This window comes from Streptomyces sp. NPDC041796 (genome assembly GCF_055590785.1).
In genome coordinates this window covers 346999-362621 of record NZ_JBVJAH010000008.1, presented here as the reverse complement: position 1 = coordinate 362621, position 15623 = coordinate 346999, and the positions used below count along the sequence as shown (strand labels likewise).

10 protein-coding genes are annotated in these 15623 nt (G+C 73.7%); 4 read left to right on the top strand and 6 right to left on the bottom strand.

Going from position 1 to position 15623, the window contains the following annotated elements; all coding sequences use genetic code 11:
- Window positions 1–113: 113 nt before the first annotated feature.
- Window positions 114–767, bottom strand: a complete 654-nt coding sequence (locus ACZ6C1_RS19145) for a maleylpyruvate isomerase N-terminal domain-containing protein (protein ID WP_469242270.1) — start codon at window positions 765–767, stop codon at window positions 114–116.
- An 89-nt stretch (window positions 768–856) separates the two neighbouring features.
- Entirely contained in the window at window positions 857–3655 is a 2799-nt protein-coding gene (locus ACZ6C1_RS19140) for an ATP-binding protein (protein ID WP_469242269.1), read from the bottom strand.
- Window positions 3656–3795: 140 nt separating this feature from the next.
- Here ACZ6C1_RS19140 and ACZ6C1_RS19135 point away from each other — a divergent pair, with 140 nt between their 5' ends.
- Window positions 3796–4314 (top strand): pyridoxamine 5'-phosphate oxidase family protein, encoded by a 519-nt coding sequence (locus ACZ6C1_RS19135; protein WP_469242268.1) that lies wholly within the window; start codon window positions 3796–3798, stop codon window positions 4312–4314.
- A gap of 76 nt (window positions 4315–4390) precedes the next feature.
- Window positions 4391–4915, top strand: coding sequence for an iron chaperone (locus ACZ6C1_RS19130; protein ID WP_469242267.1), 525 nt, complete (start codon window positions 4391–4393; stop codon window positions 4913–4915).
- Here the strand turns inward: ACZ6C1_RS19130 and ACZ6C1_RS19125 are convergent.
- Window positions 4848–6956, bottom strand: a complete 2109-nt coding sequence (locus tag ACZ6C1_RS19125) for a penicillin acylase family protein (RefSeq protein ID WP_469242266.1) — start codon at window positions 6954–6956, stop codon at window positions 4848–4850. The genes ACZ6C1_RS19130 and ACZ6C1_RS19125 overlap by 68 nt on opposite strands.
- 165 nt (window positions 6957–7121) lie before the next feature.
- On the opposite strand from ACZ6C1_RS19125, the gene ACZ6C1_RS19120 reads away from it, so the two are divergent.
- A complete protein-coding gene (locus ACZ6C1_RS19120) occupies window positions 7122–7778 on the top strand; it encodes an isochorismatase family protein (RefSeq protein ID WP_469242265.1) in 657 nt (218 codons plus the stop codon).
- 25 nt (window positions 7779–7803) lie between these two features.
- Here the strand turns inward: ACZ6C1_RS19120 and ACZ6C1_RS19115 are convergent, their stop codons facing one another.
- Window positions 7804–8223, bottom strand: a complete 420-nt coding sequence (locus tag ACZ6C1_RS19115) for a chorismate mutase (RefSeq protein ID WP_469242264.1) — start codon at window positions 8221–8223, stop codon at window positions 7804–7806.
- Window positions 8224–8438: 215 nt separating this feature from the next.
- Between ACZ6C1_RS19115 and ddaH the strand changes: the two genes are divergently transcribed.
- Complete coding sequence (gene ddaH / locus ACZ6C1_RS19110) at window positions 8439–9335, top strand: dimethylargininase (protein WP_469242263.1); 897 nt, start codon at window positions 8439–8441, stop codon at window positions 9333–9335.
- Window positions 9336–9645: 310 nt separating this feature from the next.
- Here ddaH and ACZ6C1_RS19105 read toward each other — a convergent pair whose 3' ends face one another.
- Together ACZ6C1_RS19105 and ACZ6C1_RS19100 are read right to left on the bottom strand one after the other, a co-directional pair.
- Window positions 9646–11931 (bottom strand): salicylate synthase, encoded by a 2286-nt coding sequence (locus ACZ6C1_RS19105; protein WP_469242262.1) that lies wholly within the window; start codon window positions 11929–11931, stop codon window positions 9646–9648.
- The gene (locus tag ACZ6C1_RS19100) at window positions 11924–15457 is read right to left on the bottom strand and encodes a non-ribosomal peptide synthetase (RefSeq protein ID WP_469242261.1); all 3534 of its coding nucleotides are present in this window, start codon (window positions 15455–15457) and stop codon (window positions 11924–11926) included. The genes ACZ6C1_RS19105 and ACZ6C1_RS19100 overlap by 8 nt, the downstream gene beginning before the upstream one ends.
- Between the last annotated feature and the right edge of the window lie 166 nt (window positions 15458–15623).

Below are 15623 nucleotides of genomic sequence, written 5' to 3'. Positions count from 1 at the left end.
TACTCATGATGGTATTCATTGCGCCACCGGACGCCGACGCGGCGCACCCCCCCCCCCCCCCCCCCCCCCCCCCCCGCCCGTACCACCGCATGGCCGGGGTCGGTGTGGTCCGGTCAGCCGAGGACGAGCGGGATCCTCGCGGACAGCTCGCCCAGCGCGGCCCTCTCGGCCGCCGTCGGAACGCGCCGCCCGGTACCGACCAGCAGGGCGTCCTTGTCGGAGAAGGCCGGTGGAAGAGGTGCCCCGGCGATCCTCTCCAGCGACGCGCGGGCGGCCGCGAGCGTCTCGGCGGGCGGTTCGGCGGCCGAGGGCAGGTGCGCGATCAGGTCGAGGTGGTGCAACGTCCACTCCATGACGTACGCGGACAGGTAGTCGCCGGCGGTCAGCACCTCGCCGCGGGTGCCGACGCGGGCGCCCTTGTCGGCGAGTACGGCGGCGCGCCCCGCCGCGGAGCCGACGTCGTCGAAGTGGAACGCGAGCCACCGCGGCTCGCCGTAGGCCGCGGCCAGCCGGGGAACCAGTGCGTCGAGCGGGTCCTCGCCGGTGGGAGGCTCGACGAGCTTCCAGTAGGTGTCCGCGTCCACGGTCGGTTCGGTCGCGGCGGGCGTGACGAGCGTGATCAGGACGTCCTGTGCGTCGATGATCAGATGGCACACCAGGTCCCGCACGAGCCAGCCGGTACAGCCGGACGGCCGTTCCCAGTCCTGGTCGGAGAGTTCGTCGACGGCCGTGCGTAACGCCGTCCAAGAGCGCGAGAAGAGATCCACTTCGGCACGGTAGTGCCTCACCGGAACGGCGGCAAGGACACACCCGCGCTGGACGAGCGGCGTCGGGAAGCCGTCCGTACCAAGGGGTTTCAGCCGAGGGCCGGGGCGGGCGCCAGGCCGAGCGCGGCGAGGGCCGCCGTGCCGGCGGCGGCATGATCGCGGCCGGCGAGCAGCAGCGTGCGCGCCGACTGGTAGCGGCAGCCGGCCGCCTCGAATGCCGCCGCGCCGGCGAGCTGCCGCGTCGGGTCGCCGTCCAGCAGCGCCTCGGCCCGGTCCAGTTGGGCGGTGGCCACCGGATTGCTGGCGACCGTGCCCCGGGCGGCGTCGACCCGCTTCCGCGCGTCCGGGTGCCCGGCGAGGACGGAGGCCTCCGCGCGGACCGCGACGTACCAGTGCAGCCAGATCCAGGAGACCCACTTCCACACCTCGGCCGGCTCCGGTGCGACCCGCTCCAGGGCCGCGGCCGGGTCTCCGTGGTGGAGCAGGACCATGGCGTCGAGCACCGCACCGTATCCATGACGGTGCTCCGCCGCGGTGCCCGCCTCGTCGACGATCGCGAGCCAGGCCGCCCGGGCGTCGTGGTCGCCGCGCAAGCCGTGGATCATCGCGACCGACGCGGCGGCCGGGCCGAGCGAGAACGACCGCTGCCGGCCGCCGCGCCGCCACGCGTCGAGGAATCTCACGCTGCCGGTGAGCACGTCGTCGGCGTTGCCCGCGAACGCGTCCGCGACCAGGAGCCAGGACGTGGCGTGGTGCCCCACCTCGGCCAGCAGCGGGTGGTCGGCGAGTTCCCTGCCCCACCGGCGGGCCCGTGGCAACTCCCCCGCGCCGAGGGCGGTTCCGGCGGCCATGGCGAGGGCGTCGATCCACTCGTGCGTACGGGCGGGGGTGCGGGGTGCCGGGGCCAGGACGTCGATCCGGCGCCGGGCGGCGGCCGCGGCCCCGAAGGGCTCGCCCGCCCAGCTCCGGGCGCCGGAGAGCGCGTCGAGGGCGGCGGACTCGGCCACCGGGTCGCCGGCCCGCCGGGCGAGCGCGACGGCCCGTTCGGCGTACGCGACCGTCTCCTCCGCGGTGTTGTCCGCGGCCCCCTGGACCGCGCCGTAGGCGTCCCCGATCACCGCCGCCTCGGCCAGGGCGACAGCCGCCTCGGCGGCCGGATCGGCGTCGCCGGCCAGCTCCCGGGCCTCGGTGAGCAGGGCGGTCACCTCCTCCGCGCCCGGCAGCAGGGTGAACGCGCTGGAGAAGCGGTACGCGACGGTGGCGGCGGCCGCCAGGTCACGGCCGGCGCCCACGTTGTCTCCGGCCCGGCGGGTGGCCTCCGCGGCGGCGCGGTGCAGGCGGAACATGTCGTCGCCGAGCCGGCGGCATCCGGCCACCCCGGCGGCCTCACGCAGCGCGGCGGCACCGGCGGCGTCACCGGCGAGCGCGGCCGCCTGCTCGAACCGCTGCTGGGCCTCGCCGAGCAGGTTGCGGGTGAAGGCCAGCTCTGCGAGCGACAGGGCGAGACGGCAGGCGTCCGCGCGGTGCTCGGGCTGGTCGGCGGCCCAGGTGAGGGCGGCACGCAAGTCCTCCGCCACCGCGTCGAACCGCGCGCGCCGGTCCGCGTCCTCGCCTCCCGTGAGGAGAGCCGCGCCGGCCAGGCACCAAGCCAGGTGGCGGGAGCGGACGTCCGTCAGCTCACCGGCGTCGGCGAGCCGCTCCGTCCCGTACTGACGGATCGTCTCCAGCGCCTGGTAGCGGGTTCCGGTCGTGGACGGTGTCGCGGTGAGCAGGCTCTGCTCGGCGAGCCTGCCGAGCCCGTCGGCGACCTCGGCCGCGTCCAGCGGGTCGGACCCGGCCACCGCGGTGGCCGCCTCGGCGGTGAACGGCATGACGAACACCGAGATCCGGCGCAGCAGCGCCCGGTCCCGCGGCTCCAGCAGGTCATGGCTCCAGTCCAGCGCCGCCCGCACCGACCGGTGCCTCTCGTCGGCGCGGGGTCCCCCGGCGAGGATCCGCAACTGGTCGGAGAGGCCGGCCGTGAGACCGTCCAGTCCGAGGGTGGGCCACCGTGCCGCCGCCAGTTCGATCGCCAGGGCCATGCCGCCGAGCCGTTCGCAGACGGCCGCGATCCGGTCGCGTACCGCGGGGTCCGGCGGCGGGCCCACCGCCGCCGCCCGTTCCATGAACAGTGTCACGGCCTCCGACCTCTCGCCGTCGGACCAGGACAGCGGCGGCACCGGGTAGACCCATTCGAACGGCACCATCATCCGGGCCCGGCTGGTCGCGAGCACCCGCACCCGCGGACAGGCCACCAGGAGCCGTTCCAGGAACGGCGCGACCCCGTCCCGTACTTGCTCGCAGTTGTCCAGCACCAGCAGCGCCTGACGGTCCGCCAGCGCGGCCGGCACCGACTCGTCGATCCCGCGCCCGGGCTGCTCCCCCACGCCCAGGGCCGCCGCGACCGCCGCCCCCACCCGCCCCGGATCGGTGACGGGTGCCAGGTCGACGAACCACACCCCGTCGGCGAAGTCGCCGGCCACCTCCGCCGCCACGGCCAGCGCGAGCCGGGTCTTGCCCACTCCGCCCGGGCCGATCGCGGTCACCTGCCGACGTGCCTTCAGCGCTTCGGCCAGCTCCGCGCGCTCCCGTGTCCGGCCGATGAACGCCGTCAGCGGTGCGGGGAGGGCGGGCACCGGGCGCGACCGCTCGGCGTGAGCGAGTTCGGCCGCGCGCCGGGAGAGCGCCCGCCGGTCCGGGAGGTCCAGCTTCCGCAGCAGTGCGGAGACGTGCGACTCCACCGTGCGCACGGAGATGACCAGCCGCGCGGCGATCTCCGCGTTGCTGAGGTGGTCCCCGAGCAGGGCGAGCACTTCCGCTTCCCGGGCCGAGATCACTGAACTGGACACCGAGTCATTATCCGTGGTGGTTTCCGTGGTGGGCACGGAGGTGGCCCGTACCGGTGGCGGGAGAGGCTGTGACCACGCCGATCGGGCCCGGGCGGAATGCACTGGGAGCGATCGTGACCCCACGACCACAGGAGTGCCTCATGACCGGTTCGCCCTCCCAGGGACTCGAAACCGTGCCGCGTCCGGTGTCCGGCATCCGGGATGGCGTGCGTGCCGAACCGCGCTCCCGCGCTCTGCGCCGCCGCGACACGGAGCACCGGCTCGCCGACGACGTCGACGTCTGGGTGGCCAGCGCCTCCGCGGACGGTGTGCCGTACCTGGTGCCGCTGTCCTTCGACTGGGACGGCGGGACGCTGTTGCTGGCCACCCCGGCCGACAGCCCGACGGGCCGGAACCTGGCGGCGACGCGGACCGCTCGGCTCGGGCTGGGGCACACCCGGGACGTGTCCATGATCGAGGGCGAGGTCGAGGTCCTCGAGTTGGAGGCGCTGCCGCGGCAGCGGGCCGACCGGTTCGCCGCACGCACCGGCTTCGACCCGCGGGAATCGGCCACGCGGTACCGCTGGTTCCGGATCACCCCGCGCCAGGTCCAGGCCTGGCGAGAGGCCGACGAGTTGGCGGGGCGCCGGCTGATGCGCGACGGCCGCTGGCTCGGCTGACCGCCTCGGCGGATCCCCGGCCGGGGGTCCCCTCTCATGAACGTGCAGGACCAACCGTCCAGAAAGGAAACCTGCCATGACGAACACGCAGAAGCCCGCCCGGAGCACCGGCAGCAGCGCCGACACGAGGTACGACGGGTTCACGGCCGGGGAACGCGAGGCCATGAAGGAGCACGCCCGGGAGCTGAAGGCGTCCGCGCGCCGCAACCCGCGCAGGGCGAAGGCGGACGGGGAGAGCGACGTCCTCGCGAAGATCTCCGGGATGGCGGACGCCGACCGCGTCCTCGCCGAGCGGCTCCACGAGATCGTCAAGTCCGCCGCACCGGACCTGACGCCGAAGCTCTGGTACGGGATGCCCGCTTACGCCAGGGGCGGCAAGGTCGTCTGCTTCTTCCAGAGCGCCCAGAAGTTCTCGACCAGGTACGCCACGCTCGGCTTCAGCGATCAGGCGAACCTGGACGAGGGGGCCATGTGGCCCACCACCTACGCCCTGACGGAGCTGACCGCCGCCACCGAGGCGCGGATCGCCGAGCTCATCGGCACGGCGGCGGGCACGCGCCAGGGGGAGGCGTTGAACGGGACTCCTCGATCAGCCGGGTGAAATCGGTGATGACGGGCACCAGTTCGCCGCGAAGCCACCAGGGCAGCTGGTCACGATGGTGTGCGTCACCCCGGATGCCACGGGCACCGAGAGGGACGACCCAGAGGCTGTTCTCACGGCGGGAGAGGTCCCATACGTACCGGGCGGACGGTCCGCGGGGGCTGAGGTCGGTGATGCCCGGTGTGCTGGAGGTGGCCAGGACGCAGTCGTGGTCGCCGCCCAGCCCGGGCCATGGTTCGTCCTCGGGTGCGGGGAGGACCTGGCAGGGCGCGAGGCGGTGGAGTTCGCCCCAGGTCACGGGTTCCTCCTCGGCGACCGCGGTCATGGCCTCGCGGACGAGGCCGGGGACGTCGAGGCCGGGCAGCAGGTCGGTGGTCAGCAGGTTCTCCAGTGCGAAGGCCACCTTCGAGGTGAGGTTCAGCCACGGTTCGAACACCGCGGGATACGGCAGCGGTTCGGCCAGGGGCTTCAGCTGGGGGGAGGCGGCGATCCGGCGGGTGACGGCCGAGCGGAGGCGTGCGTAGTCGGCCGCGGCCGTGCTGTCGGCGTCCATGTGACGGTCCCAGGCGAGGAGCCGGCGCCTCAGCCGCTCGGCGCCGGAGGGGAGATCGCCGAGCCGCGCCACATGGGTGAGCAGCGGTGCGGCGGCCGCGAGGTGGGTGTCCATGTGGATGGCCGTCAGTCGTCGGGCCGTCCAGTCCCGCGCGGTGCGCAGCAGCGCCTCGATGCGGTCGGCGCGGTACGACGGCGCGAACTCCACACCGAGCGGCGCGGCGATGCCTCGGGCGTTCGCCATCACGGCGATGTCGTCGACGTCGGCACGAGGCGTGTCGTGGCGGCCGCGCCAGTCGTGCCCGGGCTGCCAGGCCGGCACCACCCGCAGCCGGTTGTCGCGATGACGGACCGGTACGTATCCGGCCACCCTGTGCAGCAGCTCTCCGGACGTGTCGGCGGCGTGGACGACGTTCACCGGCTCGATCCACCGGTCGAGCGCCCTGTCCACGTCCGCGACTGTGCGGGCCCGCAGGAGGGCGGGGAGCACGCCGAACCCCAGGTCCGCGGTGACGCGGGGCGGGTAGCGCAGGCTGATGCCTCCGGACGGGCCGCCGGGTCGCGCCGTTCCGGGTGTCTCCGGCAGGTCTTCGATGATGACCGGGCCGCGCTCCGTCTCGATGACGTCGACCTCGACCGGGTGGGCGTCCGCGACCTGGATGGTCTCGCGGTGATGGTGGGCCCGCCGCCATCCCTCGGGGCCCAGCGCCTCGATGCCGTCGTCCGTGCGGCGCAGTCGTTCCCGGTAGAGGTCGTGGTAGTCGGACATGGCGTTGGTGATCGCCCAGGCGACGGTTCCGGTGTGGCCGAAGTGGGCGATTCCCGGGACGCCGGGCACGGCGAGTCCGACGACGTCGTACTCGGGGCAGGACAGGTGTATCTGCTGGTAGAAACCCGGGTCCTGGATGAAGCGGTGGGGGTCTCCCGCGATGAGCGGAGCGCCGCCGGAGGTCAGGTCGCCCGAGACCATCCAGCCGTTCGACCCCGCGGTTCCGGGATCGTCGGTGGCGAAGAGTCCGACGGCCTCGTCGCCGAGCCGTCGGGCGACGGCCTCGCGCCAGAGCTTGGTGGGGAAGCCGGCGAAGAGGATGTGGTGGGCGAGCCAGATACCGAGAGGCGTCCACCGCTGCCAGGGCTGCGGGGCGAGGCCGGTGGCCGCGAACTCGGGGGTGGCCGCCGCGCCGCGCTCCAGGCCCGCGTTCACCCCCTCGACGTACGCCGAGACCCAGGCCGCCGTCTCGTCGTCGAGCCTGTCGTAGCAGCGCCGGGCGGTGTCGTCGAGCCGGGCGCGACGGGCGAATCGGTCCCACGGCACGGCTTGGGCGCCCAGGAAGGAAGCGGTGGTGCCCTGGGAGCGGTGACGCTCCACTTCGATCTGCCAGGCCCGGTCGAGCGCGGCGTTCTCTCCCTGCCCGAAAGCCAGCGTGAGCGCTCCCGAGGCGCGCAGATGCGGGATGCCCCAGGCGTCCCGGTACGTCGTGACCGTCACTCTCGCTCCGTTTCCCCACACCCGCGTGAACCAGACTGTGCCGTGGATTTACCGTGACCACAGCCACCCCAACAGCAACTTAGGTTAGGCTAAGTTATCTTCACGCGGAGGCGAACCACGGCCGTCAGCGCCCGGCGGGCGCGCCGCCAGGCAGGAGAAACCCCCATGGGCTTACCGGTCATCGAGTCCTACGCCATGCCGGACCGCTCCGCGGTCCCCCCGCATCGCGCCTCGTGGACGATCGACCCGGCGCGCGCCGCACTGCTGGTCCATGACATGCAGAACCACTTCGTCCGGACCTTCCCGGCGGGACTCCCACCGGTGACGGACCTGATCGACAACATCGTCGTCCTGCGCAATCTGGCCGACGCGCTGGCCATGCCGGTGGCCTTCACCGCCGAACCCGCCGGGCAACCGGCCGACAGGCGGGGGCTGATGGCCGACGTCCTGGGGCCCGGTGTCGGCCGCGAGTCCGACGACGCCGCCATCGTCGCACCGCTCACCCCCCGGCCCGGCGAGCACCTGCTGGCGAACGTACGCCCCAACGCCTTCCTGCACAGCCACCTGGGAAGGCTGCTGCGCTCCACGGGCCGCGACCAGTTGGTCATCTGCGGCGTGTACGCCCACCTCGGCGTGCTGCTCACGGCGGCGGACGCCTTCATGCACGACATACAGCCCTTCGTGGTCGCCGACGCGGTCGCCGACTTCTCCCCCGCGGATCACCGCATGGCACTGCGGTGGGCCGCCCGCTACGGCCGTGTGTGCACCACCGAGCGGCTCTTGCGCGAGCTGCTGACCGGCAGGTCGGCGCGCGGCGCGTGAGCCGGGCGAGCGGCACACAGGGGCGTCAGCGCCGCTCCACCGCCGCGCGGGGTTCCTGACGGGGCGCGGGCAGCGACACCCGGTCCGGGAGGGGCCCGCGGTCGGGGAGAGGCCCACGACCCGCGAGGGGCCCCGGCTCCGGGAGGGGGCGCTCCGCGAGGGACCGATCCGGAAGGGGTCGCTCCGGAAGGGACCGCGTCCCTCGTCCCAGCTCGATCAGGAGCATCGCGAGCGACGTACCCTGACGCCCCAGACCCTCACGGTACCGGCGCAACACCTCGTTCTCCCGGGCCAGTTCGGTCACCGGGCCGCCGGCGGCGCGCCGCAGTGCGGCCACCTCCGCGCAGGTGTCGGTGCGCCGGAGGATGAGGGTGATGATCGCCTCGTCCAGCTCCGCGATGCGCCGGTGGCCGTCCTCGATGGGTCCGTTCGTGGCCCTGGCCATGCTGGCCGCCTTCCATGTGAGACGGATGAGGAGGGTGACCGGTCCTCCGGGCCGGTGGAGCGGCACCGCGGCAACGGCGCCGACGGCCGCACGAGGGCCGGCAACCACCTCATCGTAGCGCGCCGTTGCGCCATTTAGGTAAGGCTTGCTTTACTACCTCTGATCGACATCCCGCTCAGGGGGAACCACCACCGGCGTTCCTCCGGACGGCCGCCGTGTCGGCTCCAGCGGGCCCGGGGAGAGGTGCGGGTCACCCCCGTCGCCGCCTCCGTCACCACGACCATCAGGGACCCACACCCATGCGCACAGCACGGCCCCGGCACTACCTCATGTGCACACCCTCGTACTTCGACGTGGTCTACTCCATCAACCCGTGGATGGACCCTCGCAAGCCCGTCGACACCTCGCTGGCCGTCGCCCAGTGGGAGCAGTTGCGGCAGACGTACCTGGGCCTCGGTCACACCGTCGAACTCATCGACCCCCTGCCCGGTCTCCCCGACATGGTCTTCGCCGCCAACGGCGCCACGGTCGTCGACGGACGTGCCCTCGTCGCCCGGTTCCGCGACGCCGAGCGGGTCGACGAGGCCCCGGCGTACCGGAGTTGGCTCCAGGAGCACGGCTTCACCGACCTGCGTACGGCCGAGCTGGTCAATGAGGGCGAGGGGGACTACCTCCTGGTGGGCGACTGGCTGCTCGCCGGTACGGGTTTCCGCAGTGACCCGCGCTCGCACGCGGAGGCCCAGGAGTTCTTCGGCCGTCCGGTGATCAGTCTGACGCTCGTCGATCCGAACTATTACCACCTGGACACCGCGCTGACGGTCCTGGACGACACCACCGTGGCCTACTATCCGCCCGCCTTCTCCCCCGGCAGCCGGGACGTCCTGCGGCGGCTGTTCCCGGACGCCGTCCTCGCGACCGACGCCGACGCCCGGGTCTTCGGACTCAACGCCACCTCCGACGGCTACAACGTCGTGCTGCCGCATCAGGCGACCGGTCTCGCGGAACAGCTGCGGAGCCGGGGGTTCCATCCGATCGGCGTGGACCTCTCGGAACTGCTCAAGGCGGGCGGAAGCGTGAAGTGCTGCACGCTGGAGCTGCGTTCCGGCGCCTGAGCGGGCACCCGCACCCACGAACGGACAGCCGCGCGGGATCATCCGATCCGCGCGGCTGTCCGTCGTACCCCGGTTCGCTCCGCTCCGTCGGGTACGGGGCGGGGGGGGGGGGAGGGGGGGGGGGGGGGGGGGACTCCACCCCCCCCCGCAACGCCCCGCGCCAAAAAAAGAAACCGGCTCTCCTTTCTCTCTCCGCCCCCCCCCCCCCCCCCCCTCCCTCCCCCCCCCCTCCCCCCCCCCCCGCTCCCCCCCCCCCCCCCCCCCCCCCCCCCCCCCCCCCCCCCCCGACTCCTTCCGCCCCTCGCCGAGCTCAGCGGGCCAACGCTGCGGACTGCTCGTCCGGGGCGGAGACCGGGGACTGCCCCCCGGTCCCGGCGTCGGTGGCCGGGACCAGGAAACGCGACACGCTGCGGAGCTTCTCGCGCGTCTCCTCCAGTTCGCGCTCCGGGCTGGAGTGCGCCACGATGCCGGCGCCCGCCCGCAGCCAGGTGCGGCCCTCATGGCGGTAAACGCTGCGCAGCACCAGGGCGGCGTCGACCGTGCCGTCCGCGTCGACCGTCAGGACGGCGCCGCTGTAGAGGCCACGGGGCTCACCCTCGGTACGGTGGATGAGTTCGCACGCCTCGGCCTTGGGGATGCCCGAGGCCGTCACCGCGGGGAAGAGCGCGCCGACCGCATCCCAGGCCGTCCGCTCCGGTGCGAGGGAACCGGACAGCCGTGAGGCCAGGTGCTGGACGCTTCCCCGCTCCTTCACCGACATGAAGTCGTCGACCGTGACGGAGTCCCGGGTGCAGACCTGTTCGAGCTCCTCGGCCACGAGCCGTACCGACACGGCGTGTTCGAAGACCTCCTTCTCGTCCCGGTAGAGCTCGGCGCGGCGGTTGCCGTCAGCGTGCGGGTCTCCCTCCAGGGCCCGGGTGCCCGCGAGGGGCTGGGCGACGACGCGCTTGTCGTCGCCGGTGACCCGGGCGACGATCTCCGGGCTGAAACCGGCCGTTTCCCAGCCGCCGAGGCGCAGCAGGAACGACCGGGCCGGGTCGTTGCCGCGCCGGCCTTCCAGGTAGGTGGCGGGCAGGTCGATGGGGGCGGTCACCGGAACGACGCGGGACAGGATCACCTTGGTCAGGTGTCCGGCGCGGATCTCGTCCACGGCGGCGGCCACGGAGGCCCGGTAGACGTCGGCGTCGTGCTGCTCGATGTCCGCCGCCACCCGCCGCGTGCCGCCCACCGCTCCGCCGAGTGCGGCCGCGGAGAGTACCCGCTGCTCCAGGCGGTCGAGGTCCTCGGCGTGCAGCGTGCGCAGCAGGGCGCTGCCGTCTTCGAGCCTGACCTCCCGCAGCGGTATGGCCAGGTGGGCGAGGACGGTGTCCGCCGGGGCGGTGGGCAGGCCGTGCAGCGGATAGCTGAGCTCGAACGCGGCCCACCCGTAGGCACGCCAGCCCTGGAGGCTCACGGCGGCCAGGGCACGGTCCAGGGCGTGCAGCACCCCGTGTTCGGCGGGGAAGTCGACGGGGTCGGCGCCGTGCAGGCCGAGGGTGGTCCTGTCGGCGCGGACGACGACGCTGCCGTACTCGCCTTCCGCCCATCCGACGGCACCCCGGTTCTCGAAGAGCACGTAGGCATCGGCCGAGCTCTCCGACAGTGCCGCCGCGGTGCTCAGCACGTCGCCGGTCAGCGGTATTCGACGCTCGTGGTAGGCAGGGGCGAAGGTCACGGCTTCTCTCTCTTTCCCGGAGTCGGCATGTCCGGCGTGGCGGGCGTCCCGTTCGGGACGGGTGGGGCGTGGCGGGGCGGCGGGGGTCGTGGTCCGAGGCGCGCCCGCCTCGCGCAGCGCCCGGAGGACGTGGGCGATGACGGCGGGCCGCTCGGGGACGAGGTAGAAGTGCCCGCCCGGCAGGACGTGGACCCCGGCGAGACCGGTGGTGACCTCGCCCCAGAGCGGTGCGTCCCCCACTGGCACGTTCTGGTCCCGGTCGCCGAGCAGGACGTGCAGCGGGGTGGTGACAGGGGGGTGCAGCTCGGGTGCGTACCGGTCGAGGACCTGGAAGTCCGCCCGGCACGGGGGCAGGATCAGCTCCCGCGCCTCGGGGTCGTCCAGCAGTTCGTCGGGGGTGCCGCCGAGACCGCGCAGGTAGGCGATGATCCCGTCGTCGTCGAGGTCGGCCAGGAGGGAAGGGCGTTCCCGCAGTCGGCGGGGGCTGGAGCGGCCGGACACGACCAGGGCGGCCGGACGGGGACCGGCCGCCGCCTCGAGCCGGCGCGTCACCTCGAACGCGACCGAGGCGCCCATGCTGTGGCCGAACAGGACGGTGGGCCGGTCCAGCAGGGGGACGATGACCTCGGCGAGGGTGCCGGCGAGCACGTCCATGCCGGTCAACGGCGGTTCGGCCAGCCGGCATTCACGGCCGGGGAGGACCACCGACAGCACCTCGACGTCGTCGGGGACCGCGCGGGCCCAGTCACGGTAGAAGGCGGGAGCGCCGCCGGCGGGGCCGAAGCACACGATCCGTGCCGCCGCGTGCGGTCGGGGCGCGTAGCGGCGGAACCAGGTGTCCGTGGTGCCGTGGTCCGCCGCGCGGGAGGTCCACTCAGTCATCGGCCCGCTCCGGCTGTTCGGCCTCGTCGTCCAGCTGCGCGGCGATCTCCTCGTCGGAGAGGGAGTCGATCTCCAGGAAGATTTCGGCGACGAGCTCCAGGCGGCCTTCCTCGTCGCGGTCCGCGAGCGTCCGGGCCAGCCCGGCGACCGTGAGCGAGGAGAGGACGTCGTGGACGGAGACGTCGTCGGTGTCGAGGGCGTCCCTCAGCTGGGCGGTGATCCGGGTGGCGAGGATGGAGTCGCCGCCGAGCTGGAAGTAGTCGTCGTGGCGTCCGACCTTCTCGGTGTCGAGGACGCGGGCCCAGACCCGGGCGACGACCTCCTCCAGGTGGGACGCCGGTGCCTCGTGCTCGCCGTCCTTCGCCTGTGCGGCGAGGAGTTCGCGCAGTGCCCGGCGGTCGACCTTGCCGTTGGCGGTCAGGGGCATCTCGTCCAGGACGGCGAGGGTGTCCGGCAGCATGTGGGCGGGCAGCCGTTCGGCGGCGCGTGCCCTGACGTCGTCGGGGCCGGTGCCGGGGGCGGCGGCGACGACGGCGCACAGGCGCGGTGTGGGGCCGGTGCGGACCACGAGCGCCGTGGCCTGACGCACCGCCGGGTGGTCCGACAACGCGGCCTCCACCTCGCCGAGTTCGATCCGGAAGCCTCGGATCTTCACCTGGTCGTCGGCCCGGCCGAGGAACTCCAGGGTGGCGTCGGGCCAGTAGCGGGCGCGGTCACCGGTGCGGTACCAGCGGTACCCGTCGATCTCGACGAAGCGGTCGGCGGTCCGTTCGGCGTCGCCACGGTAGCCGTCGGCCACCCCGGTGCCACCGATCCAGAGTTCGCCGGGGACCCAGTCCGGGCAGTCCCGGCCCTGGGCGTCGACGACGCGGCACCTGACGTTGCGCAGCGGGGTGCCGTAGGGGACGCTCGTCCACCGTGCGGGCACCACGCCGCCGTGGACCTCCTGGACGGTGGAGTGGATGGCGGTCTCGGTGGTGCCGCCGAGACCGAGGAAGCGGCAGCCGGGCACCTGGGCGTGGAGCCGGACCGGGAGGTCGACGCCGACCCAGTCGCCGCCGAGGAGGACCGCGCGGGGGCTCGTCCCCAGGGGTTCGCTCTCGGCGGCGGTGAGCAGCATGTCGAGCAGGCTTGGTACGCAGTTGATCAGGGTCACGGAGTGGTGCCGGACCAGCCGGGTCCACGCGGAGGCGTCCTTGCGGGTCGCCTCGTCGACGGTGACGACGGCTCCGCCGGCCGACAGGGGGGCGAACATGTCGAAGACGGACAGGTCGAAGTCGAGTGCGGACAGGGCGAGGGTGCGGTCGTCGGGGCCGAGGCCGAGCCGTTCGACGAGGTCGTCGACGGTGTTGGCGGCGGCGCGGTGGGAGACTTCGACGCCCTTGGGTTCACCGGTGGAGCCGGAGGTGAACAGTACGTAGGCCACGGAGCCGGGGGCGGCGAACACGGGCTCGCCAAGCGGCCGGGGCCAGGCAGATGCCTCGTCCAGCGGGAGGTGCCCCGGGTCCGAGGCGGTGCCGGGCGCGGTGAGGCTGACGGTGACGCCGGCGCGGGTGCGGATCGACTCGGCGCGGGCGGGGGGCTGTTCGATGCCGATCGGCACGTAGTGGGCGCCCGCGGCGTGGACGCCGAGGACCGCGACCAGCTGGTCGGGGCCCTTGGGCAGGCTGATCGCGACGGCGTCGCCGGGTCGCACGCCCCGCTCGCTCAGTGCTCCGGCCACCCGCAGGGCGCGCTCGGCGAGCTGATCGTACGTCACCGCCGTCGCGTCCGCGCCGAGCAGGGCGGGGGCGTCCGGGGTGGCGGCCGCACGGGTGAGGAAGGCGTGGTGCAGCGGGTGCTCGGGCACCGGTCCGTCGGTGCGGTTGGCGTCCGCGCGCAGGGCGAGCTGCCGGGGGGTGGCGAGCGGCCCGACGGGGACGTCCCAGGCGCTGCCGTCGGACACGTTGCCGATCAGCTCGACGAAGGCGGCGAACATGGCGTCCGCGACGCCGTCGGGGAAGGCGTCGGCCCGTACGTCCCAGTTGACCAGCAGGCCGTCGTGCAGTTCGGTGATCTGGGCGTCCAGCAGCACCTGCGGGCCCTGCGAGACGATCCACACCGGCTCGCCGAGGCAGCGCTCCACGTCCTGGCCGAAGAGCTCGCCGAGGTCGAGCGCGCTGGTGAAGACCACCGGGGCGAGCACCTGGGAGCCCTGGTGCCGGGAGAGGTCTCGCAGTACCTCGACGCCGGAGTACGAGGAGTGGGCGGCGGCCCGGTGCATCCGCTCCTGGGCGTCCGCGGCCCGTTCGGCGAACGTACGCGACTCGGTCAGGTCGACGTCGAGGAGGACGGAGCTGGTGAAGTCACCGACGAGGCGGTCCACGTCGGGGTGGAGCGGGCGGCGGTCGAACATCGGGACGTTGAGCAGGAACCGGGGCTCCCCGCTCCAGGCGCCGAGGACCTCGGCGAAGGCGGTGGCCGCCGCGACCGCCGGGGTGACGGCGTGCCGGCGGGCCTGCTCGGTGAGCCGGGCGCGCTGCTCGGGGCCGAGCCAGTGGTGCAGGCGGGTCACCCGGTGGGCGGCTTCGCGCTCTGCTTCGGGCCTGGTCGGCAGGAGGGGGGCGCCGGGCAGCTCGCCCAGCCGCTCGCGCCACCAGCGCACGTCCTGCTCTCGCGGCGGCTGTGCCCGCCGTTCGGCCAGGTACCGGGCGTAGCTGTAGGTGAGGGGCGGCAGCGGCCGGTCGGGGTTCTCGTAGAGGTGGACGAGGTCGGCGAGCATCGCGCGGTAGCTGCGGGCGTCGGCCGCGAGCATGTCGACGTCCACGTGGACGCGGGTGCGGCCCTCGGGGAGCAGGGTCACCCGGACGTCGAAGACCTGTCCGGCCTCGACGTCGAGGAGCTGGTGGGAGAGCTGGTCCCGGAGCCGGGTGGCGTGTTCCCCGGCTTCCTGCGGCGAGAGGTGACGCAGGTCGAGGACCGGCAGTTCGGTTCCGCGGGTCCAGGGCCCGATGACCTGGCGGCCGTCGTCGAGGATGCGGGCGCGCAGCATGGGGTGACGTTCCGCCAGGGCGGCGACGGCCGCCCCGAGGCGTGCCGGGTCGACGCCGGAGCCGTCGAACTCGGTGTAGAGGTGGGCGGCCACGGCTCCGAGGGCCTGGGAGCCGCCCCGTCCGACCCAGTAGGCGTGCTGCATCAGTGCCAGGGGGAAGGGTTCCTCGTCCGTCGCGGCGTCAGCTCCTGGTGCCGGCGCCGTGGGTACGCCCGCCGGGGGCGGGGTTGCGGTGGCCGCGGGCGTGGTCGCCTCGTCGGGCCGGGCCTCGGGCGCCGCCTCCGCGAGGAGCCCGCCCCAGCCGGCCAGGGTGGGCCGCCGTGCCAGGTCGGCGAAGCCCACGTCCAGGCCGGTCCGCCGGCAGCGGTCCGCGATCCTCATCAGCTTGAGCGAGTCCAGGCCGAGTTCGATGAGGTTGTCGTGGTCACCGGGGGGCTCGGCGCCGGGGCCGAGCAACTCGGTGACCACGCGCCGGAGGTCGTCGATCGACAGCATGAAGCGGCTTCTTCCTAGGACGTCGTGTCGTGATGAGAGTCGCGCTCGCGTCCGCGTGTGCACGCGGGCGAAATGGGGTGAGGCGCGGATGAACCGCTCTCAAATCGCCTAGACCGAACCAGAAATGGTCACCATAAGCACCCTTGCGACAGTAGGTGTGCACCGA

Coding starts and splice junctions, on each gene's coding strand:
- ACZ6C1_RS19135 (WP_469242268.1), top strand. CDS start 3,796: ATGACCGGTTCGCCCTCCCAGGGACTCGAAACCGTGCCGCGTCCGGTG.
- ACZ6C1_RS19105 (WP_469242262.1), bottom strand. CDS start 11,931: ATGACTGAGTGGACCTCCCGCGCGGCGGACCACGGCACCACGGACACC.
- ACZ6C1_RS19115 (WP_469242264.1), bottom strand. CDS start 8,223: ATGGCCAGGGCCACGAACGGACCCATCGAGGACGGCCACCGGCGCATC.
- ACZ6C1_RS19130 (WP_469242267.1), top strand. CDS start 4,391: ATGACGAACACGCAGAAGCCCGCCCGGAGCACCGGCAGCAGCGCCGAC.
- ACZ6C1_RS19120 (WP_469242265.1), top strand. CDS start 7,122: ATGGGCTTACCGGTCATCGAGTCCTACGCCATGCCGGACCGCTCCGCG.
- ACZ6C1_RS19100 (WP_469242261.1), bottom strand. CDS start 15,457: ATGCTGTCGATCGACGACCTCCGGCGCGTGGTCACCGAGTTGCTCGGC.